The organism is Hyunsoonleella jejuensis (assembly GCF_900111025.1).
In the GTDB taxonomy this organism is placed as follows: domain Bacteria; phylum Bacteroidota; class Bacteroidia; order Flavobacteriales; family Flavobacteriaceae; genus Jejuia; species Jejuia jejuensis.
In genome coordinates, this window is record NZ_FOFN01000001.1 from 697313 (window position 1) to 721225 (window position 23913).

General features: G+C 35.6%; 15 protein-coding genes. 7 read left to right on the forward strand and 8 right to left on the reverse strand.

Annotation, left to right across the window (positions count from 1 at the left end):
• Positions 1-133: 133 nt before the first annotated feature.
• The 7 genes from odhB to BMY39_RS03035 all read right to left on the reverse strand — a co-directional run bounded on the left by odhB (position 134) and on the right by BMY39_RS03035 (position 13481).
• Complete coding sequence (gene odhB / locus BMY39_RS03005) at positions 134-1351, reverse strand: 2-oxoglutarate dehydrogenase complex dihydrolipoyllysine-residue succinyltransferase (protein WP_092575155.1); 1218 nt, start codon at positions 1349-1351, stop codon at positions 134-136.
• 34 nt (positions 1352-1385) lie between these two features.
• The gene (locus BMY39_RS03010; protein ID WP_092575157.1) at positions 1386-4130 is read right to left on the reverse strand and encodes a 2-oxoglutarate dehydrogenase E1 component; all 2745 of its coding nucleotides are present in this window, start codon (positions 4128-4130) and stop codon (positions 1386-1388) included.
• Positions 4131-4359: 229 nt separating this feature from the next.
• A complete protein-coding gene (locus BMY39_RS03015) occupies positions 4360-5856 on the reverse strand; it encodes an SGNH/GDSL hydrolase family protein (RefSeq protein ID WP_092575159.1) in 1497 nt (498 codons plus the stop codon).
• A gap of 12 nt (positions 5857-5868) precedes the next feature.
• Positions 5869-8712 (reverse strand): TonB-dependent receptor, encoded by a 2844-nt coding sequence (locus BMY39_RS03020; protein WP_092575162.1) that lies wholly within the window; start codon positions 8710-8712, stop codon positions 5869-5871.
• A 201-nt stretch (positions 8713-8913) separates the two neighbouring features.
• Positions 8914-10761: a glutamine--fructose-6-phosphate transaminase (isomerizing) gene (gene glmS / locus BMY39_RS03025; RefSeq protein ID WP_092575165.1), complete on the reverse strand. Its 1848-nt coding sequence runs from the start codon at positions 10759-10761 to the stop codon at positions 8914-8916.
• A 149-nt stretch (positions 10762-10910) separates the two neighbouring features.
• Positions 10911-12653 carry a BamH family beta-barrel-assembly machinery protein gene (locus BMY39_RS03030; protein WP_092575167.1) on the reverse strand — a complete coding sequence of 581 codons (1743 nt, stop codon included), beginning with the start codon at positions 12651-12653 and terminating at the stop codon, positions 10911-10913.
• Between the two features lie 18 nt (positions 12654-12671).
• Positions 12672-13481: a glycogen/starch synthase gene (locus BMY39_RS03035; RefSeq protein ID WP_092575170.1), complete on the reverse strand. Its 810-nt coding sequence runs from the start codon at positions 13479-13481 to the stop codon at positions 12672-12674.
• Between the two features lie 109 nt (positions 13482-13590).
• Between BMY39_RS03035 and panC the strand changes: the two genes are divergently transcribed.
• From panC to BMY39_RS03070, 7 genes are all read left to right on the forward strand, one after another.
• Complete coding sequence (gene panC / locus BMY39_RS03040) at positions 13591-14442, forward strand: pantoate--beta-alanine ligase (protein ID WP_092575172.1); 852 nt, start codon at positions 13591-13593, stop codon at positions 14440-14442.
• 13 nt (positions 14443-14455) lie between these two features.
• Positions 14456-14806, forward strand: coding sequence for an aspartate 1-decarboxylase (panD, locus tag BMY39_RS03045; RefSeq protein WP_034042051.1), 351 nt, complete (start codon positions 14456-14458; stop codon positions 14804-14806).
• Positions 14807-14810: 4 nt separating this feature from the next.
• Positions 14811-15773 carry a lysylphosphatidylglycerol synthase transmembrane domain-containing protein gene (locus BMY39_RS03050; RefSeq protein ID WP_092575174.1) on the forward strand — a complete coding sequence of 321 codons (963 nt, stop codon included), beginning with the start codon at positions 14811-14813 and terminating at the stop codon, positions 15771-15773.
• Positions 15774-15846: 73 nt separating this feature from the next.
• Complete coding sequence (locus tag BMY39_RS03055) at positions 15847-16998, forward strand: alpha/beta hydrolase (protein ID WP_092575177.1); 1152 nt, start codon at positions 15847-15849, stop codon at positions 16996-16998.
• 3 nt (positions 16999-17001) lie between these two features.
• Positions 17002-18360 (forward strand): DNA repair protein RadA, encoded by a 1359-nt coding sequence (gene radA / locus BMY39_RS03060; protein WP_092575180.1) that lies wholly within the window; start codon positions 17002-17004, stop codon positions 18358-18360.
• A gap of 320 nt (positions 18361-18680) precedes the next feature.
• The gene (locus BMY39_RS03065; protein ID WP_092575183.1) at positions 18681-18893 is read left to right on the forward strand and encodes a hypothetical protein; all 213 of its coding nucleotides are present in this window, start codon (positions 18681-18683) and stop codon (positions 18891-18893) included.
• 188 nt (positions 18894-19081) lie between these two features.
• Positions 19082-23317, forward strand: a complete 4236-nt coding sequence (locus tag BMY39_RS03070; RefSeq protein WP_092575185.1) for a LamG domain-containing protein — start codon at positions 19082-19084, stop codon at positions 23315-23317.
• Positions 23318-23414: 97 nt separating this feature from the next.
• On the opposite strand, the gene BMY39_RS03075 is transcribed toward BMY39_RS03070, so the two are convergent.
• Positions 23415-23843: a PepSY-like domain-containing protein gene (locus BMY39_RS03075; protein ID WP_092575187.1), complete on the reverse strand. Its 429-nt coding sequence runs from the start codon at positions 23841-23843 to the stop codon at positions 23415-23417.
• Positions 23844-23913 lie beyond the last annotated feature (70 nt).

A 23913-nucleotide genomic window follows, 5' to 3' on the forward strand; every position in this document is an offset into this window, starting at 1 on the left:
TTTCGACCTTTTTTTATTGATATTTCTGCTGGAATTCTGGTAACAGCACATGATTTGAAGTTACTACAGGTAAAAACGGAAAAGAGCGAAACCATAAAGTTTCGCCCTTTTTTATTTGGTGATTATGTTAAAATTAAAGCTCTAATGCTCTTTTAACATCGTTATCCATAAGAAGTTCTATAGGATTTTCTAAAGCTTCTTTTACAGCAACTAGGAAGCCAACACTTTCTTTACCATCAATAATTCTATGGTCATAGGATAATGCTACATACATAACCGGTCTAATCTCAACTTTACCATCAACAGCAACAGGGCGTTCAACGATATTGTGCATACCTAAGATGCCACTTTGTGGAGGATTAATAATAGGCGTAGATAACATACTGCCAAATACACCGCCATTAGTAATTGTAAACGTACCACCAGTCATTTCATCAACTGTAATTTCGCCTTCTCGTGCTCTAATTGCCAAACGTTTTACTTCAGATTCTACCCCTCTAAAACTTAAATTTTCAGCATTTCTTATTACAGGAACCATTAAACCTTTAGGTCCAGAAACTGCAATACTGATATCACAGAAATCATAAGAAATCATCTCTTTACCATCAATCATAGAATTAACAGCAGGATACATTTTAAGTGCCCTTACAACGGCTAACGTGAAAAAACTCATAAACCCTAAGCTAACGCCGTGTTTCGATTTAAAAGTTTCTTTGTATTCTTTTCTTAATGCAAAAATAGGAGACATATCAACCTCATTAAATGTGGTTAACATTGCTGTTGTATTTTTAGCTTCAACTAGACGTTCTGCCACCTTACGACGTAGCATAGACATTTTACTTCTTGAACTTCCTCTAGAACCACCTGTTGGTGTTCCCATAGAAGGCACAGCCTGTATAGCATCTTCCTTAGTTACTCTGCCATCTTTTCCACTACCTTGAATAGCTGAAGCATCCATACCTTTTTCAGCCAAAATCTTTTTAGCTGCAGGACTTGCAGTTCCAGTAGCATACGTTTTAGTTTCAGAGGTTTGAGGAGCTGGAGCCGACTCTTGTTTAGGGGCTTCTTCTTTCTTTTCTTCTTTTGCAGGAGCGTCGCCTCCTTCAGGTTTTGCAGCACTAGTATCAATATGACATACTACGGCACCAACCGCAACAGCATCACCTTCTTCGGCCTTTAATGTTATAATACCGCTAGCTTCGGCAGGAAGTTCTAATGTAGCTTTATCACTATCAACTTCTGCAATAGCTTGATCTTTTTCAACATAATCTCCATCTTCAACTAACCAAGCAGCAATCTCTACTTCTGTAATAGATTCTCCTGGAGACGGTACTTTCATTTCTAAAATCATGTGTATATAATTTTAATTATATTTTAATTTGTTTTTACTCTACGATATCAAAAACTTTATTGATGACGCGTTGTTGTCGTCTTTTATCTCTTGTGCTAGAACCTGGCGCAGGAACAGAATTGAATGGTCTAGAATTCACTTCCAGTTGCACTAAATTCATGCGTTGCAACATATAGCTCCAAGCACCCATATTTTCGGGTTCTTCTTGAGCCCAGACATACTTTTTAACATTAGGGTATTTGTCAATTACTTTTTGAATTTTATCTAAATGCAACGGAAACAATTGTTCAATTCTCACTAATGCCACATTGTGAGTTCCTAACTCCTCACGTTTAGCTAATAAATCGTAATAGAATTTACCTGTACAGAACACTAATTTTTCAACGCCTTTTGCATCAATGGTATCATCGATAACTTCTTCAAAAGAACCAGTAGCTAAATCACTTATTGATGAAACAGCTTTTGGATGTCTTAACAAACTTTTTGGAGTAAATACAATAAGCGGTTTTCTAAAATCACGTTTCATTTGTCGTCTCAACAAGTGAAACATGTTTCCGGGTGTTGTACAATCTGCTACAATCATATTGTCATTACCACATAGCTGGAGATAACGTTCCATTCTAGCTGAAGAATGCTCAGAACCCTGACCTTCATACCCATGAGGTAACAACACAACAATACCGTTTTGTGCTTTCCACTTGTCCTCAGCTGCTGATAAGTACTGATCAAAAATAATTTGAGCACCATTACTAAAATCTCCAAATTGAGCCTCCCAAATGGTTAGGGTATTTGGGTTAGCCATGGCGTAACCATAATCAAAACCAAGAACACCATATTCAGATAAAAATGAATTAAAAATATCCATATTACCCTTATTTTTAGGGTTGGTATTTAAAAGATTCACGCGTTCTTCTGAAATAATATCTCGTAAAATTGCATGACGGTGACTAAAAGTACCACGTTCTACATCCTGACCAGAAATACGAACATTATAACCCTCTTCAAGTAAGCTTCCGTAGGCTAATGTTTCTGCCATTCCCCAATCTAGGGTATCAGTTTCAAAAACCATTTTAGCGCGCCCTTCCAATATGCGTTCAGCTTTACGCAAAAACTTAACACCTTCTGGTACTGTAGACACAATTTTTGAAATTTGCTTTAAATTATCCTCTGGATATGTAGTATTTTCATGCTCTAACATAGCACTAACACCTTTACGTGAAAAACCTTTCCAGCGCTCTTGCATAAATTCACGAACTTTAGATGAATCTGCCTCTTTAGCCTTTTCATATTCACGTTCTAAAGTGCTTTTGAATTCAGCAACAATATTTGTTGAATAGGACTTATCAATGGTATTTTCTGCAATTAACTTGTCAGAATAAATTTTATAAGGATTCTGGTGTTTAGAAATATTCTTGTATAGATTAGGTTGCGTAAAACGAGGCTCATCACCTTCGTTATGTCCATATTTACGATAGCCTAATAAATCGATGTATACGTCTTTTTTGTAGCGCATTCTGTAATCAAGTGCCATTTCAACTGCATGTACAACAGCTTCTGCATCATCAGCATTTACATGCATTACAGGCGACAAAGTTACTTTAGCAACATCGGTACAATAGGTGCTAGAACGCCCATCAAGATAATTTGTGGTAAACCCTATTTGGTTATTTACAACAATATGAATAGTACCTCCTGTTTTGTAACCATTTAATTGACTCATTTGAGCAACCTCATAAACAATACCCTGTCCTGCAATTGCTGCATCACCATGAACTAGAATTGGTAAAATTTTAGAATCATCACCATCATAATCGGCATCAATTTTTGCTCTGGTTATTCCTTCGGCAACTGGCCCAACAGTTTCTAAATGTGAAGGATTTGGAACTAAGTTCATTTTTATAGACTTCCCATTTTGATAGGTTTTATCTAAGGTAAGTCCTAAATGGTACTTAACATCACCATCAATATTTTCATCTTCAAAGTCTTTTCCCTCAAATTCACTAAATAGTTCGTGTAATGGTTTTCTAAAAATATTAACTAGTGTACTTAGGCGTCCACGATGCGCCATACCAAGAACACATTCTTTTACACCGTATTTTTCTACGGCCATGTATAGCGTGTTGCTTATGGCTGGAATTAAAGATTCTCCACCTTCTAATGAAAAACGTTTTTGTCCTACATATTTTGTTTGTAAAAAGTTTTCAAAAGTAACGGCTTGATTTAGTTTGGACAGAATATATTTCTTGATTTCGGGCGAATAACTAGGATGATTGTCATTAATGTTTAGCTTATCCTGCCACCATTTAATAACATCAGGATTGCGTAAATACATATATTCAACACCAATAGAATCGCAATACATGCTTTCAAGGTGTTGTATGATTACGCGGAGACTTTTTGCACCAATACCCAAAACTTCGCCAGCATTAAATACAGTATCTAAATCGTTTGGGGAAAGACCGAAATTTTCAATCGCCAATGTAGGCTCATAGGTTCTCCTATCTCGAACAGGATTTGTTTTAGTGAACAGATGTCCACGACTTCTATAGCCGTCAATTAACCTAGCCACCTGAAATTCCTTTTGAATGTGTTCAGGTATTTGCATAGTAACACCTTCAACGATTTCACCGTCTAGCCCATAATTTTCAGAACCAAAATCATAGCCTTGGAAAAAAGCTCTCCAACTGGGTTCTACACTATCAGGGTTGCGCAGGTATTGATCGTACAAATCTGCAAAATATGCTGTGTGCGCAGCGTTTAAAAAGGAAAATTTATCCATTAGTTTCTTGTGCTATCACTTTTGAAAAAACATTCTCCAAAAATACAACTTTTACTAAAATTAGATACTTGTTTGAAGATATTTGTAATGTATTATTGAACTTTTAACGAAACCTATGTAATAGGCATCAAAATTTTAACAATTAAAGAAATGTGTTGATAAAATTAAATAAAAGAAAAACACCTTCAATTTTTGAAGGTGTTTTTCATATTCAAAAGTTTTTTTGAGTTTATTGCAACGTAGGCGAGTAATTAGTTTGGTAATTACTTGCTTTTGCAACATTACCAGATTCTATAAAATTAGAACCGAAAGATTCGTCTATAGCTTCTAAAAATTTATTCGCCATAAATGCATACCCTCGCGCATTTAAGTGAATCCCATCTAAACTTATAGCACCTCCAGTAACTAAATTTGCTGTAAGATTAAAACCATCAAAATTAATTCCAGTACTTGCAACTTCTGTTAATATAGCATTTAAATCTACCAAGGCAATATTTTCGTTAGAGCTAGCCAAACTTTCTATTGTTTCATTATATGCATCTGTAGCAGTTTTAATTTCTTGTTGCTCTTGGGGCGTTAGTACCCATTTGTCCTCTAATGGAATGGCAACACCATTTGCGGTTTGGGGGTTTCCTGGAACTGCTTCTGTACCAATAAAAGTAGATGCAGGAAGCACTAATAAATCATTCGCAGTAGCTTGCCTCATACTTATTAATTGAGGGTTTAGCCCAGTTAAATCTATTAAGCTTTCATCCATAATAACAACTGCATTACCTGCTCCAGCCTCAAAATTTATGGTTCTTCTTGCTAATTCGGCATCAGCTATTTCTTGGGTAATTTGTCCAAATTGTACTAAACCGGCGAGTGCTTGTGCTACACCAGCATTGTAAGCACCGTATGCACCCATACTATTTAAAAAACTAGCAGTAGCCGCATCTAAAGGTATTGGGTTGTGAGGTACAGTTGTGAAGTGTGGTAAATCTGTAATGTAAGGTACATTCGTTACAACACCTTTTGCTCCGTTTGAGGTCAAGGAAGACACGAGTGCATTAAAAGAAGCATTAAAAGTCCCAGAATCTGTGATTGGGTTCGAGCCATCTCCACCAGATGTAGCATAACCCAGTACATCATTTCCTCCAATTTCAGAAAGCGTAAAGAATGTTGGGCTTTGTGCCATGGCATCTGCTAAAACTGTAGCACCAGGGCTTGTAGCCATTCTTACGTAGTAAGGGTTAGCTAACCCAAGAGCTAAATTTGCAGGATTGCCATAACCGTCAAATAGTAAATGAAAGCTTTTTGCTCCTGGTACACCTAAATTATTAAATGTGCCAGATAAATTATTTAGTGCTTCAGTGGTTGGTGTCGCAGGCAACGTTGCAGGTCCACTGCCATTAAAAAAGAGTCTGGGTTGCAGCTGAACGGTGCCGTTTACAAGCATACCACCAATATTGTCGTTCATTAAGGGTTGTTTAAAGTCTTCGCCACTAAGTTTTGCAAACTGTTGATATAAGATATTTGGGAACGAATTTTCTTGACTAGCCTTGAACAATGCACCATCTGTAAATCCAGCAGTAAAAGATGCTCCAATGGCTACATAGTTTGAGAAATCTGCTGTTCCAGCTGTTAATTCAGGACGTGCTACTTCTTCTGGTATTGGGCTTTCTGCGTCTTCGCAAGACAAAAACCCAATTAAAAGCGCAAAAAGTGATATATATTTAAATTTCATAGTTTCTTTTTTTTACAGGTTATTAATGGTCCAAGACACATAGTACTGAGAACCAATGAAACCGGTTCCTGCAGCAGTAAAGTATTCGTCACCAAGTAGATTTGTTGCTCCGGCTTTAAATGAAGATTTTAGACTAGGTACTCTAAAGTTTATTTGTGCGTCTAAAACATGATAAGCAGGTACATCAGCAGTTAAGAAAGAGGCTTCCCAAACATAATTATCACTCCATCTCCAAGCGAGATTAAAACCAAAATTTTTGAATACATCCGTATTCCCAAAAGTAGCTTTGAATTTATGTTCTGGTGTATTGAAATTTGTTTGAAAGTCAGAATTTGCTTGTCTATCAAAATCTAGTTTAGCATACGTATAGTTGGCTCCTAAATCAAAATCACCAAAAACCTTAGTTGATATTCCTAAAGATGCACCATAGGAATTAACCTCCTCTGTCGTATTGGTATAAGCTCTATAGGCTTGAAAATCGTTATTGGCTAGGGCAATTACAGCTAACGGTACTGGATTCCCACCAACAGGGAAAGTTTGCGACAATTCAACATCACCATAGTAAGGATTTACAACATCAACCGTTGTAATAAAGTCTTGGTATTGGTTGTAATAAGCACTAAAGTCAACAATTACCCTATCTAATTTACCTCGATATCCAACTTCAAAAGAGCTTACTTGTTCAGGATTTACTAAACCTGGATTGGCAATTTGTAAATCTGCTGGGTTTTGCGATGTTGCAAAAGCTGTTACAGAACTTCTAGTAAAAGAATTATTGTAAGCCCCAGTTCCGTTATAGGTAAATGTATTAGAACCCAATATGGCTTGTCCTGTAGGTGAGATTTGAGTGCCACTCACAGTTCTCGTAAAACGCTCGGGATTGTCAAATGCACTTCCGAGTAACGTAATTGGACCAACATTAAACCCAATATATAAGGCTTGTGTATCAGGGTTTCTAAAACCAGTTTGGAAAGAAGCTCTTACATTATGATTATTGTCTTCTCCAATGTTATATCCTAATGAAATCCTAGGTGATAAGAATGCATCAAATAATTCTGATTTGTCATATCGCATTGAAGCAGTTACTTTTAAGCGATCATCTTCCAAAAATTTCTTTTGGATTTGTGTGTAAAGACCAACTTCAGAATAAGGAATTTCATTTTCAGAATCTGTATATATTGATCCAAATGAATTTAAAACATATTTTCTATAGGAACCACCCACTTGAATTTCAGCAAAGTCAGTTAAATGACTAAAATTGTAGTTGGCATCCGAATGATAAATTTTAGATTGATCTTTTAATTGACTCCCTGTTAATATATCAGGGTCGTTAGTTACTGTTTCGAAAGCTCTTTGAAACTCTGGAGTCCCTGGTTCGAATCTTCCAGTATCTGCAGCTTGTCTTGCCGCAGCATGTGCTTGGTCTGCCGTTAGACCAGCTAATGTTCCTTGGATAAAAGCTCCAGCATATTCACCAAACCATTGATTGTCTGATTTCCATTGTCTATTAATATTTACACCAGTAAATACCATGTCATAGGAATCTCCAGCATTGTCAGCAGTTACATAACCTCTAACAAAGAAATTATCATTTTTTATTTCTAATTTATGCTGCTGTAAGAAGAAGTTTTTTATAGAGTATCTATTAGAACCCTGATAGATAGTTGAACCAGAACCTATTTTTCCAACATATTGAATTTCGAAATCATTCTCCCATGGCCGGTAAAACAATCCCCAATCTGCCTTTATACTTTTGGCGTCATAATTTGTTAAATCTGCTTCGTCATACCCTGTTCTACTTACATTTACATTAGGTACTAAATTAGCTAACGCAGGATTTGGTAACTGGCTTAAAAAGTCGGGGCTCTCCTTTACATTTCTAAGGTTAGTTGATACCAAATCACCATATACATTCACGCCATCATAATCAATATCATTTTCTCGAGTGCTGTTGGTCTTTATAAAGGTGCTGTTTCTATCTTTCCCTCTTGTATCGTTTGCGACCCAGTCAGTCCCTTGCAAATAACTGAAGTTTACCTTTGCGGCAAATTTATCACTAAACTTGTGTGCCACCCTTATACCATAATCTTTATACTCGTTATTACCAGCAGCCTCTTGAGAAGTTACACCTCCTTTTATATAACCACTTATCCCAGAATGATCAAAAGGGTTCTTGCTAGTCATAAATAAGATACCATTAAAGGCATTTGCGCCATATAAAGCGGATGCGGCTCCAGGTAAAAGTTCAACACTTTGAACATCAGTCTCTACCATACCTAATAAATTTCCCAATGGGAAGTTCAGCGCCGGGGCAGCATTATCCATACCATCAACACGCTGCATAAAACGGGTGTTAGCAAAAGTTGCGAACCCACGAGTATTTATAGATTTAAATGTTAAGCTATTAGTATTTATATCTACACCTTTTAAATTTTCTAACCCATCATAAAATTCTGCAGAAGCGGTATTTTTAATAGATTTAAGTCCGTAGCGTTCAATAGTAACCGGAGATTCAAAAATACGTTCGGGAGTTCTCGAAGCTGAAATTACTACCTCATCCAGAGCGGTACCTTCAACAAGGACTGCATTAATTTTTTGGTTATTCGACGTTATCTCTTGTGAGAATGTTTCGAAACCTACACTACTTATTTGAATAATAAACGGCGGATCTAGATTAGTTGTAAAGGTAAAACCACCGTCAAAATCGGTAATTGTACCCGTGGTGGTTCCAACAATAATAATATTGGCGCCAGGAATGGGTTGACCGTTATCATCATTAACGGTGCCGGTAATAGTTGTTTGCGCATAGGTTGTAGCACAAAACAAAAACAAGGCAAATCTGATTAATGTTTTCATTTGTATTAACTAGTTAAATTAAGGAGTTTGAGAACTTGGCTAACAGCAAGTACGGGCTAAAAATATAAAAAAATTATGCGCGCATAGTTTTTTTTGCCAAAAAAATAAGTTAAAATTTATGTTTTTGGTAAAAAAGCAATGCTAAAAATGATAATATCAAAAAGAAACAAGTAATTGTCTCTTAAAAAGAGTATTCAAAACTTATTCTACTGTAACTGATTTCGCTAGATTTCTTGGTTGATCTACATTTTTGTCTAACATAACTGCTATATGATAGGAAAGGAGTTGTAAAGGTATTGTAGTTAATAATGGAGATAAAGCCTCAATAGTATCCGGAACTTCAATAACATGGTCTGCTAGTGCTCTTACTATTGTATCGCCTTCGGTAACAACTCCAATTATTTTTCCTTTTCTTGATTTTATTTCTTGAATATTACTCACTACTTTATCGTAGTGTTCTGCTTTTGTTGCGATAACAACTATCGGCATATTTTCATCAATGAGCGCTATAGGTCCATGTTTCATTTCTGCAGCAGGATATCCTTCAGCATGAATATATGATATCTCTTTTAATTTTAAAGCACCCTCTAATGCAACAGGAAAATTATAACCTCTTCCCAAATATAAAAAGTTAGCAGCACCTTTATATATATCAGATATTAATTTAATATGTGTGTCTGATTCTAATGCCTTTTCTACTTTTGAAGGGATCATTTCCATTTCTAATAGATAATTTCTAAAATCTGAGCTAGATACAGTGCCTTTTGCTCTAGCTAAACGAAGTGCTATCAATGAAAGTACAGTAATTTGAGTGGTAAAGGCCTTTGTTGAAGCTACTCCAATTTCTGGCCCTGCATGCGTGTAGGCCCCAGCGTGGGTTTCCCTAGCAATAGATGATCCTACGACATTGCACACACCAAAAACGAAGGCTCCTTTAGATTTTGCCATTTTAATAGCTGCCAGAGTATCAGCAGTTTCGCCAGATTGAGATATGGCAATCAGAACATCATTTTCTGTAATCACAGGATTTCTATATCTAAACTCTGATGCATACTCAACCTCTACAGGAATTCGCGCCAAATCTTCAAAGATATACTCTGCAACCAAACCAGCATGCCATGATGTACCACAGGCTACAATAATAATTCTGTTTGCATTGAGAAACTTTTTCATGTTGTCTTCAACCCCTGCCATTTTTATAATAGCCTCGTTTCTTAGAAGCCTGCCCCTAAACGTATCTGTAATTGCTTTAGGTTGTTCATGAATTTCTTTCAGCATGAAGTGATCGTAACCACCTTTCTCAATTTGCTCTAAATTGAGTTGAAGTTCTTGAATGTAGGGGTCAACAGAAGAATCGTCCTTAATTTTTCTAACTTTTATACCCTTATGAAATCTTATGATAGCCATTTCTTCATCTTCCAAATAAATGGCATTTTTAGTATATTCTATAAAGGGTGAGGCATCACTAGCAATAAAAAACTCATCTTCACCGATTCCCACAGCGAGAGGGCTACCCAATCGGGCAACTACCACTTCTTCTGGCTTAGTTTTATCAAAAACCGCGATTGCATATGCCCCTATAACTTGGTTTAATGCAATTTGCACTGCTTTTCCAAGTTTAACGTCTTCTTTGCTTTTTACTTCTTCAATAAGATTTACAAGAACTTCGGTATCTGTATCAGATTTGAATGTATAGCCTCTTTTTATTAATTCTTGCTTTAGAGAATCATAGTTTTCAATAATGCCATTATGGATGATAACGAGATCTCCTGAGTTTGAGACATGTGGATGTGAATTGACGTCATTTGGTACACCATGCGTAGCCCAACGTGTATGGCCTATTCCTAAATTTCCTGCTTTAGACATTTGGGTTTCTACGCGTTCTTCTAGATCAGAGACTTTTCCTTTAGTTTTGGTCACTTTTAAGTCTGTACCATCAAATAGTGCAATACCAGCACTGTCATATCCTCTGTACTCTAATCTTTTAAGTCCTTCTATTACAATTGGGTAAGCTTCTCGAGGTCCTATGTATCCAACAATTCCACACATGGTTTATATATTATTTTTGGGGTTATTAATTGGTAGCAAATATGTAAAATATAAAAAGATGTTCTATCATTATTTATATAAAAGTACAATTTCAGCGACAAAAAACACTTTAGGAGTTTAGCAGATAAGCATTTAAATAGCAAGGGCCTTTATTTAGCTTCGGTGAAAAATATTTCAAGTCGTAATTTTTTGGTGTCATCATTACTATTACTACCATGTAAAACTGTACCTCTTGGTGTAATTACGGCAGTAGCTGGAACACCAGTAACTTCACTATCACTATCAATAATACTGGAGTTTAGATTGATGTTAACGTTGTTAGTTACAACTAATCCTAGCTTTGTGTTATCAAGATCTCTTGCCAAAATATTGTTTAATAAATCTGTAACCTTAAGTTTATATTTTGCGTTTCCTTGTTCATCAACTATTCTTGTTCCTAAACTAAATCTTCTGGACATTAAAGGATTTGAGGCTTCTGCAGTAAGATCTGAATTATAGTCTAAAATAGGGCTGTTGTTCTCTAAATTATATATATATAGCCTATCGTATGCGTGATACTCATCTCCATTAGGGTCTTCGGTATTTTCAATAGTTTCATCTTCATTGATTACCAAATGAGCTTCATTGATGAGGCGTTTCAATTGAAATTGTTCGTTTATTTCAATAAAATTACCATTTTCATCAGTTTTTCTGAAGGTCTTCTTAAAACATTCTAAGGCATCATCATCAACTTGCCCGTCGCCATCACAATCTACTAAGCCACTAAAAAGCTCGATAATGGCCATGGATCCCTCTGTTCCTTTCAAATAGAGTTTTTCATCTCCATTAGAAGTATCAGGAGTTGTAGGTAGGATATTTGTATTATAATTATTAATAAACGTATTGACTCTATTCCCGTTAAAATTCAGCACATAGCTTCCGGTTTCTCGATCGGTGTCATCGTCATCATCGTCATCGCTAGAATAATTTATTGTAATTATTGCACCACTGTCAGCTAAATTTAATAAAACCATGCTTCCTTCATTATTTATGGCATCGGTTTTAATATATAAGCCTCTAAAATGATTGAAAAAATTGTTTGCATTACTTAAAGCTGGTAGGCCTGCTTGATCTAATATAAGAGATTTCCAACGTGCTTTACTTGTGTCTGAAGTCGCTAGATTAAGTTCTAGGGCAGGTGGCAAATATGAGGTTACTTCATCTGTTCCTGTTCCGTTTTTTATCTCTCTTGGAGCTGAACTCACAGTAAAGATACTGTCACAAAATAATTGACCTATATGATCCTCAAAATTAATTACAGTATTTTCTGTTTGGGCAAAATTATCAGTAGAATTGATTTGTCCATCTGCTTTCGAATAGTAATTTTGAGAATTACTTTCAGGGTCATTAGGATTGAAATTCCTAAGGAAATAGTTATTCTCGTAAACAGTAATTTTTATAGGTTTGATATTTGCAGGATCATTGTTTTCAACATATAGAGAATCTAACTTATATGTTGGTTTTCCATCTGTATCAACACTAGTTTGTGTGCTAAAATACGGTATGGTTAAGGTAACAGACTCAATAACAGGATTTACCCCAAACATTTCAGATGTATTTGTGGCAAAACTAGAAGGTATCACTTGCGTAACAATGCTACCAGTTGTTTCTCCATATGTAGGGTCGTTGAAGAATCCTAATAAATTAGAGGTTAAACCGTTTATTTGTTGACCGCTTAAATTTCTATTGTAAGTTTTAATAGGGTATTCAATTTGTTCAGCATTAAAATTGAAATTGTCTTCGCTTAGAACATCACTTTCAATAGAATTGTATTCGGTGTCACAACTAACTGATACAAAAAAAATAAATAAGATTGCAAAACTGCAATTTAGGGCTTTAATTGTCTTCTTCATAAATCTTTAACGATGGTGTTATCCTAGAACTTCAGTGTTAAAAAACTGAGTGTAGGCTTCTCCAAATTCGTCTCTGCTTTTATATTCCATTACAGGTTTTTCGGAATTTTTGATGTACGTTTCTAAATTTTCAGGTAAAACTTCAGAACCTATAATTAAAGCATCAGAATAATCTACAGCAACTTGCATTAAGTTATTATATGTAGGCTCTTCTAACGGCTTTATGGCTTCTTCGTTTATGTTGTCAAATTTAATCTTATTGACCATATCTTTGTTTAACGTATTGTTAAAACTTTGATTGTACACCGAAGTAACTATTTTACTTTCATTAAAAAGAGGCTCATCTTTGTAATATTCTCTTAAATATAGAGGCAATAAAGATGCCAACCAACCATGAACATGTATGATGTCTGGAGCCCAATTTAATTTTTTAACCGTTTCAATTACACCTTTTGCAAAGAAAATAGCACGTTCATCATTATCTGAAAACAATTCTCCGTTTTCATCAGTTAATGTCGCTTTTCTTTTAAAATATTCATCATTATCAATGAAGTACACTTGAATTCGCTCTTTAGGTATAGAAGCTACTTTAATAATTAGGGGCATATCTAAATCATTAATTACCAGGTTAATACCTGACAACCTAATAACTTCATGTAGTTGGTGTCTTCTTTCATTAATATTTCCATAACGTGGCATAAAAATTCGGATTTGCCCACCTTGTTGATTAACCATTCTTGGTGCCTCGAATGACATTGAAGAAATTTCAGTTTCTGGTAAATAAGGCACTACTTCAGATGATACATACAATATCCTCTTATCTTTCATATATGGTTTGCTTTTGAAGATTCAAAAATAAAAACACGCAAAAGTACAAAAATTTATGCAAATTCCCCGTAAAATCATAAGTTTGCACCCGGTAATTTTTTATTGAACTGTGAAAATTTATACTGAAAAACATAAGATAATAAATGCGGTTGAAGCATTAAAATTGAAAAATCTATCGGCAGGAATGGTACCAACTATGGGTGCGCTCCATCAAGGCCATTTGCAATTGGTAATTAGAGCTCTTAAAGAAAACGATGTTGCGGTAGTTAGTATTTTCGTGAACCCTACACAGTTTGATAACAAAACCGATTTAGAAAAGTACCCCAGAACGCTTGAAAGCGATGTTAAGTTATTGGAAACTGTTAGTGAAACAGATATAATAGTATATGCGCCTACAGTTGAAGACATATATGACGGTAACACAGTTTCTGAAACATTTGATTTTGATGGTTTAGAGTACGAAATGGAAGGGAAATTCCGCTATGGCCATTTTGATGGTGTAGGTACTATTGTAAAACGTTTCTTCGAAATCGTAGCACCTAATAAAGCTTATTTTGGAGAAAAAGATTTTCAGCAACTACAAATTATCAAAAAGCTTGTTGAAAAGTACCGTATTCCAGTAAAAATTGTTGGGTGTGAAATTCATCGTGAAGCCAATGGTTTAGCTATGAGTTCTCGCAATACACGCTTAGAATCAAAATATAAAAATGCGGCACCTTTTATTTATAAAACGCTAAAAACTGCCAAAACAAAATTTGGCACAAAAAGTGCTAATAAAGTTACGGAATGGGTTGAGAACCAGTTTAAAAACCATGATTTACTTAAGTTGGAGTATTTTATAATTGCTGATACTAAAACCTTAAAACCAGTAAAACGAAAATCAAACAAAAAAACGTATCGTGCATTTATTGCGGTTTACGCTGGCGAAATTAGACTTATTGATAATATCGCATTAAATTAATTACCTTTGCCACATGCAAATTCAAGTTGTAAAATCTAAAATTCATAGAGTAAAGTGCACTGGTGCAGAACTCAACTATATTGGTAGTATCACTATTGATGAAGATTTAATGGATGCTGCAAATATTATACAAGGCGAAAAGGTTCAAATTGTAAATAACGACAATGGCGAACGCTTGGAAACCTACTGTATTCCTGGACCACGAAATAGCGGTGAAATCACACTAAACGGTGCAGCTGCTAGAAAAGTTTCGGTAGGCGATACATTAATTTTAATTACTTATGCGTTCATGGATATTGAAGAGGCAAAAGTATTTAAGCCATCTTTAGTCTTCCCTGATGAAGCTACAAACTTGTTAAAATAAGAGGTTGAATCCTAAAATAAAGAGAATATTAACTATTGCACTCCCACTAATATTGGGAGTGCTTTTAGTTTGGTATTCTTTGTCGCAAATTTCCATAGAGGAACTTTTAAAGTATTTTAAAAAGGCAGACTACACCTATGTGCTGTTAGGCATGTTCTTTGGTTTGTTGAGTCATTTATCTCGGGCATATCGTTGGCAATTTCAATTGGAGCCTATGGGGTACAGCATTAAATTAGGTAATAGTATAATGGCTGTTTTTGCCACCTATTTAATAAATTATACGATTCCAAGAGCAGGAGAAGTTGCGAGAGCTTCCATTCTAACCAACTATGAGGGAGTGCCTTTTGAAAAAGGCTTTGGTACTATTGTGGCGGAGCGTATTGCAGACATGATTGTAATGTTGGGAATAATTGCTGTTACACTTTTTCTTCAGTTTGATTTTATTTACGGATTTTTAATTGAAAAATTTAATCCTATAAAAATAACTGGAGCGTTTGTGGTATTTTTAATTTTAATTGTGTTCTTCTTTAGGTTTATTAAAAAAAGCAATTCAAAAGTGGCCTTAAAAATCAAGAACTTTGTTAGTGGTTTGGTAGAGGGCGCTTTAAGTATTTTTAAAATGAAAAAGAAATGGGCGTTCATTTTTCATACGCTATTTATTTGGACGATGTATGTACTGATGTTTTATATAACGTCTTTTTCTTTAGAAGAAATGCATAATATACCTTTTGCCGCTATTTTAATAGGCTTTATTGCAGCTAGCTTTAGTATAGCTGCTACTAATGGAGGTATTGGGTCTTATCCTGAAGCTATCGTTTTGGTATTTACAACGTTATTTTTCATTCCAGAAGACCCAAGTCGCGCTTTCGGATGGATAATTTGGTCTTCCCAAACTTTGTTGATTATGATTTTTGGTGGGTTGTCACTTATGTACCTGCCAATTTTCAACAGAAAGAAATCTTCTTAAGCAATGCAGCTTAACTTTCAATCTCTAGCTTAATTTATTACCTTGCCACTGTAAATTCTCAAATCATTTTAAAATGAAAAAGATTATCAATTTCCTGTTGATATTATTTTTAGTCTCTCATAGCATCACTGCACAGGTAAAATATGAAAATTTCAAATCCACCAAACTTGGGGAAGAACGCCAAATAAAAATTCAATTACCTAGAGGCTACAATTCAAATGAAGATAAAAGCTATCCAGTTTTTGTGGTTTTGGATGGAGATTACTTGTTTGAAGCCGTTGCGGGAAATGTTGATTATTATTCCTATTGGGAAGATATGCCAGAAGCCATTGTAGTTGGGGTTAACCAAGCTGAAACGCAATATGATGATTGCTTATATTCTGAGCAAAACTCGTTACCAGTTGAAACTGGTGCTAGTTTTTTTGAATTTATTGGGATGGAACTACTGCCTTACATAGAAACTAATTTTAGAACTGTAAATTTTAGGGTAGCTGTTGGGCATGGTAATACTGCAAATTTTATTAATTACTATTTGTTGAAATCGAGGCCGTTATTTCAAGGTTACATCGTGGCTAGTCCAGAATTTGCGCCTCAAATGCTAGATTATATCCCTGAAAGTCTAACCAAAATAGAGTCTAAAATATTTTACTATTTAGCGAACTCTGCAGCAGACACTAAATCTATTAAACAAATGACGGAAGCATTGCATACCGATTTGTCAGCCATAGAGAACGAAAACCTATCATATAGTTTTAATAGTTTTGAAAATTCAACGCATTATTCATCTCCTGCCCACGCTATTCCTAATGCGCTTCAAAATATATTTAAAGTCTTTCAACCTATAAGCAAAAAGGAATACAATGATGAAATTCTGGAATTAGAGATTTCACCTGTGGTATATTTAGAGGAAAAATACCAGGCCATAAAGGATTTATTTGGTATTGAAAAGCAAATTCTCATTAATGATTTTAGAGCTATTGCGGCAGCCATAGAGAAAAATGAATTGTTTGAATATTACGAATCTTTAGGAAAACTTGCTCGAAAAGAGTACCCTAAAACATTACTGGGAAACTACTATTTAGCTAGGTTTTATGAAGAAATGGGAGAGCCTAAAAAAGCAATGAAAACCTATCAATCTGCTTACACTTTAGATGAAATTGCTGGTATTACAAAAGATAAAGTATTAGAGTTGGCAGATGCAATAAAACAGGACTTTGGGTATTAGCTTATGGCGAAAGTAAAAACAACCTTTTTTTGTCAAAATTGTGGCACGCAGTACGCCAAATGGCAGGGGCAGTGTAATGCTTGTAAAGAGTGGAATACCATTACGGAAGAAGTGTTGCAAAAACCAGAGAAGAGTGATTGGAAGCTGTCTTCCAAATCAACAAAACGTGTTTCGAAGCCTCTTAAAATAAAGGACATTGATCTTTCGGAAGAAGCAAGGCTTAACACTTTAGACCATGAGTTTAATCGGGTTTTAGGTGGTGGTATAGTTCCTGGATCATTAACGCTTTTAGGTGGCGAGCCTGGAATTGGAAAAAGCACATTATTGCTTCAAATTTCATTAAGACTACCTTATAAAGTTCTTTATGTTTCAGGTGAGGAAAGCCAGAAACAAATAAAAATGCGTGCAGAACGCATTAATCCAGAACATAATAACTGTTACATTCTCACTGAGACAAAAACTCAAAACATTTTTAAGCAAATTGAAGCCATAGAACCAGATATCGTCATTGTCGACTCTATTCAAACGTTACACAGTGATTATATTGAATCTTCTTCTGGAAGTATTTCGCAAATAAAAGAATGCACCACTGAACTTATAAAGTTTGCGAAAGAATCGTCTACCCCAGTAATCCTTATTGGGCATATCACCAAAGACGGTAATATCGCAGGCCCAAAAATTTTAGAGCATATGGTAGATACGGTGTTGCAGTTTGAAGGAGATCGCAACTATGTGTTTAGAATATTAAGAGCCCATAAAAATCGTTTTGGTTCTACAAACGAATTGGGCATATACGAAATGCAAGGCTCTGGCTTAAGAGAAGTATCGAATCCTTCAGAAATATTAATTTCCAAGAAGGACGAAGAACTATCTGGAAATGCTGTTGCAGCAACTTTAGAGGGTATGCGCCCATTAATGATTGAAGTACAAGCGCTAGTAAGTACCGCAGTTTACGGGACTCCCCAACGTAGCGCTACAGGTTTTAATGCAAAACGCTTAAATATGCTTTTAGCTGTATTGGAGAAAAGAGCAGGATTTCGTTTAGGTGCGAAAGATGTGTTTTTAAACATTACAGGAGGTATTACCGTTGATGATCCTGCTATTGATTTAGCAGTAGTTGCGGCAATTTTGTCTTCAAATGAAGATGAGGCATTGCAACAAGATTTCTGTTTTGCGGCTGAGGTTGGACTTTCTGGTGAAATTCGTCCAGTACAAAGGGTTGAGCAACGTATTTTGGAAGCGGAAAAATTAGGATTTTCAACTATTTTTGTGTCTAAATACAATAAGATTTCCTTGAAGAATACTGCCATTAAAATTCAATTAATTTCTAAAGTTGAAGATTTAGTTGACCTGATAGTTTAATGTAGTTGTGAGCTGTGTAATTTTAGAAATTTTCATTATTCCCATTAGTGTTTTGTTTTATAGGCGTCATTTCATCGAAAAAATATTACACTTTATCTGATTTTTAATTGGTTTTATCGATTATTTACTCTAGATTTGTTGTATTATTGGCATAGTTATGCCTTATTGTGAAATAATTAAATAATCTTCCCTCAAGCTATTGTTTCACAAATTAATCCGTTGTTTTCAATTGTATCATAAGCTTAGGCTTATCTGTTTAGTACGTATTAACATATAGTATAAGTGTTTAAATTAAATCGATTTCCCCAAATCCATTTATAATGAAAATAAAACTACTATTCAGTTTTTTATTGCTGCTTTTCTTTGTTTTATCAGGAAATTCAAACACATGCTTGATAACCAACACCAATGTGAATTTCAACTGTAAAAAAAAGGATACAGGTAAAGATGGCATACTTGAAATTATTGATTTGGGTGATGATAGTAATGTATTTATGACAGCGAATACAAGCGTTGTAAACCATAAGGCATAATGAAGGAGAATGATGTCAGCAGATGTTGATTTAGAATAGTTAATATGAATAAGAGCATAGAATTTGATGTAATACTAATGCATTTCATCGATAAAAGGGTAGTTAGTAGATTTTTTTCATATTTGAACGAAAAAAATATATAACTGCCTGATAATAAAGTAATTTTGATTTACCCAAATCTATTAATTATGAAACTAAAACTACTTTTCAGTGTGTTTTTGGCACTATTTGCGTTTAATTTTTCCTTTGCGCAATACTCTGATGTACAGATAACAGTTGTCTGGAACGGTGATGCCTTCGAAAATAAGCTTGAAGTTTATAACACATCAAACGATTTAATCGCCACTATTTGCGATGACAGCCAATGTTACGTCTCTTCTCAACAGGGTGTTACTAATAGATATGGCTCTAAATATGACTTAGGGTGTGTTGCCAATGGAAATAACTATTACATTAAACTATACGATGTAGCTAATGATGGCTGGACAAGTTCAAGCTATGTTTCTGTTGTTGTAGCCGGTACCCAAGTTATAAATAATAATGGTAGTGGTGCTAATACTAGCGGACATAATATTTACTTTAATGTCTCGGGTGGTGACGCTAATTGCAGTGCCCAACCAGATACTGATGGAGACGGTATTATTGATAATTTAGATTATGACGACGATGCCGATGGAATATCAGACTCCATTGAGAATTTGGGAGAGAATAGATTTGAATGTACCTTACCCGAGTTAGCTTTTGAAAACGGAGTTTATGATGCTGCGGCAAGTTCGGGGGCAATTGATACAGTTGGAGCAGTGTATAGATTTAGTAATTCTATACAAGGTTATGATATCTTAATGGAAATTACAGAGTTAACGAATACAACAATTAGTAATATTGATGATGATTCTGTTGATACACCAAGTAACTTACAAACAGCATTAAGTTTTTCGGGAACAGGAACGCCAGGAGCAACGTTTAATTTTACTATTGTAAATGCAGGTACAACAACACCATCAACTGAAATTTTTAGAGTTAATGGAATAACCTGGGATTGTGATGGTAGTGGTAGTTTAAAGGAATCAGTAATATATTATGATCCTGCTGCATATGGTACGGAAAACCCAACTTCACTAGAAGTATTGAATTTGGGAGGAGGAGATATTCAAATAAGTGCATCTGGTTTACAAGAGGGTCCAGGTTTTTCTGATTTAAAAGTACTTAGAGCATATTACCAATTCGTCGGTAATTCTTTTTCAATGAGGATGCAGGCAATAAAAACATCTTCAGGAACTACCACAAGACAGTTTGGTATGTCCTTTACACAATGTCAATTTTTAGATTTTAATGCTAATTCACTAAATATTGTTCGTGGTGAAGATACCGATGGTGATGGATTTTTCAATCACCTAGATATAGATGCTGATAATGATGGTATTCCAGATAATATTGAAGGCCAGCCAACTGTAGGTTATATTTTACCCTCTGGGACAATAGACCCAACAACAGGTATCGATTTGGCCTACGGCAGCGGTATTTACCCGCAGGATACAGATAATGATAAGATTCCGGATTTTATTGATTCAAATTCTGATAACGATGGGTATACTGATATACAGGAAAATGGTATGGCAGATACCTTTACAGCAGCAGATGTTGATGATGATGGTTTAAATAATGCTTTTGAAACTTCTGGCGTTAATGATGCTATTTGGGATGTAAACGAAGACATAGAAGATCCAACAGATTTATCTATTTTGCCAGATGATGATGGTGATTTAATGTCTGGAGGAGATTTAGATTATAGAGATTTATTTAGTCCGAATCCACCACCAATAGCCTCTATTGATTTTGATGGTGTAGATGATTATTTATCAAGAGATGCATTTATTGATGGCTTAAGCAACGTAACATTAATGGTTTGGGTGAAGTCAGACTCAGGAAATTCTACTGATATGGTAATTGCAGGAGAAGATTCGGGTTGCAAGCTTTGGTTAGAAAATGGAAATATTCCAAAATTCACAGTAAAAACTGCTGGAAACTCTGAAGTTACAGTTACCTGTAGCTCAATTAATTTAAATGAATGGCACCATATAACAGGTACTTATAATAGTACTACAGGCGCAGTGAGCATTTTTGTTGATGGTAAATCATCTGGCTCCGCTACTGTAAGTAACACAGGGGCTGTTATAGAAAATACTGAAGACTCTAACGGAAGTTTCGAGGTTGGAAGATTATCAACTGAAGGGGTTGCAGATCATCTGCACTTTAAAGGCGATATAGATGAGATAAGGGTGTTTGATGTGGCACTTACTCAAAGCCAAATAAGTCAAATGGTATATCAAGAAATTGAGCAAAGTGGCGGAAAAGTTAGAGGTAAAGTGGTTTTAAAGCCCATTCATGATATTAGCTCGAACAATACGGTTGCATGGAGTAACCTAATTGCGTATTACCCTATGACAAACATTGTAACGGGACGTACGGAAGACTATTCTAGTTACGATAACATGCTATATATTAACTTTATTGAAACAGCTCAAGACCAAACAGCGCCCATGCCTTACCAAGCAACAAACTCTGGGTCGTGGTCATCAGAATCTACTTGGGCTCATGGCGATGTTTGGGATATAGAAGATCCAACATCAGTGAATGAGTATGGCATCGTGCAAATTTCAAATAATGTTACTATTAATGAGGATATATCTTTTTCTAGTTTAGTAATAGATTCTGGAGCTACATTCACTGTAGAGAGTGATCATGCTCTCGAAAATACATGGTATATTAATTTAAACGGCACAATAGATTTATTGGGCGATAGTCAATTAATTCAGACAGAGACGAGTGATTTGATGACAGGGTCATATGGCAAGCTACTTAGGAGGCAAGAAGGAGTATCCAATCCTTATTGGTATAACTATTGGGCGTCACCTGTAGGCAGTTTGCGTGCTACTAGTTATAAAGATAACAACACATCTACTAACAACACGAACAATTCCTCATTTACCTTACTTATGCTTAAGGATGAGTCTGGTGCAAACATGAATTTTACAACCGATTATACTCCCAATGGGCGTGTAAGCACATTTTGGTTGTATACTTATATCAATGGTCTAACGTACTATGATTGGGCAAGTATTACCAAGAGTACAGCAATAAGCCCTGGTATAGGCTATACTCAAAAGGGTACAGGGGCACCATTAATTGAACAGCAGTACATATTTGAAGGTAAGCCCAACAATGGTACCATTCTGGTTGACGTAGAAGACCGAGGAGGAGCAGGTTCTGTTGCAGGCACAAGCAAGACTGAGTTTTTATTAGGTAACCCTTATCCATCGGCATTAGACGTTCATGCTTTTATTGACGATAATGCGGGTGTTATAGATGGTACGTTGCAACTATGGCAGCAATGGAGTGGCAACTCTCACAACTTAGAGGCCTATAACGGCGGTTATGCCCAAATAAATAAAACAGGAGCGGTAAGAGCTTCACAATTTGTAGGATTAGAAGGCGCAACAACTGGCGGGCTAGAAGGTACAAAAGTGCCTACAAGGTACTTGCCAGTAGCCCAAGGCTTTATCACAGAAATTGTGGCCAATGGCACAGTAGAATTCAATAATGGCCAGCGTATCTTCATCAAGGAGTCTGATGCCAACGGTAATTACAGCAATGGTTCTGTCTTCATGAAAGGCGATAATAAGAAAGCAGGAAAAAGTGGTCAGTCAAAATCAAACGACTCAAAACCTAACAGCCTACAGAAGATTCGCTTAGAGTTTAAATCAGTAACAGGCCCCAATACCAAGCGCGAGCTGCTTTTAGGGTTTAGTGAATTTACCACGGACGGTTATGATTATGGTTACGAGGCAGAGACCCACGATGCGGGCAACAACGATCTTAATCTATCTTTGGATGGCAAGAATATGAACATACAAGCCTATGGCCAGATTACACCAGATAAGGTGGTGCCTTTAAACTTCAGATCGTCGGGCGACCATACGTTTGAAATTCACATATCTGAATTGGAAAATACACCGGCTGAACAGGATATTTACTTAAGAGACAATTTAACTGGAGACTATTTCAATTTGCGAGAAGGTCAACCATATAGATTTGTCTCAGAACAGGGCATATTTAATCAAAGGTTAGAGCTTGTGTTCCAGAATAAGGCATCTACATTGAGTGTAGAGGAGGCTAATACAGAGGAGAACTATATTTATTACGACAAGAACAACAACATCCTCTTCGCAAAGAAATTGGTGGGTGAGGTAAAGCGATTTGCACTGTACAGTATAACGGGACAGGTTGTTATGGAACTTGCAGATGTAGAACGCACAACATTAAGCAGTGGACTGCAATTGCCAAATATGGCAAGCGGTACCTACATTGCTGTGTTTAGAACAGATACGGATAGCGTAATTACAAAAAAACTAGTAGCTAATTAAGCTTAAAAGAACACATAATTATTGTAAAAATCCAAAACGAAAGTTTTGGATTTTTACGTTTTATAAGATTATTTTAACTTTTAAAGACAGCTAAACTCTAATTGATAATGGTGCCATCAGCCTTAAATTCAATATCTTTATTTTCCCCTTTTTGCTTAAATTCAACATCGTAAAACACTCCTTTGGAATGATGGTCTACCTTTTCAATTTCACTTATCTCACCATCGAAGTCTTTTTTGATTATATCCCTTATTGCTTTGGGCAAATCTTTTTTATCAATACTTGTTTCCGTTTCAATCCATGATCCATCGGGCTTAAAGTCTGCCCTATACTTAATACCGTCTATTTTGAAATGGGATTCGTAGTTGCCATGCGAATCTTTGTGCCAATCAGGGTCGTTCTCATCAGGATACTTAGCTTTAAAAGTTGCTTTAACTGCTTTGGGAGCTTGACTGTTTACTGAGTTATTGCAGCTAACCACAAGAATAAAACAAAATATTAATATTGAAGTGAATGAGTTTGTCATCGTTAATTGTTTTAAAATTAATATTACCGTAATATGACGGTTTTACGCGTATATGGTTAACTGTATTTTT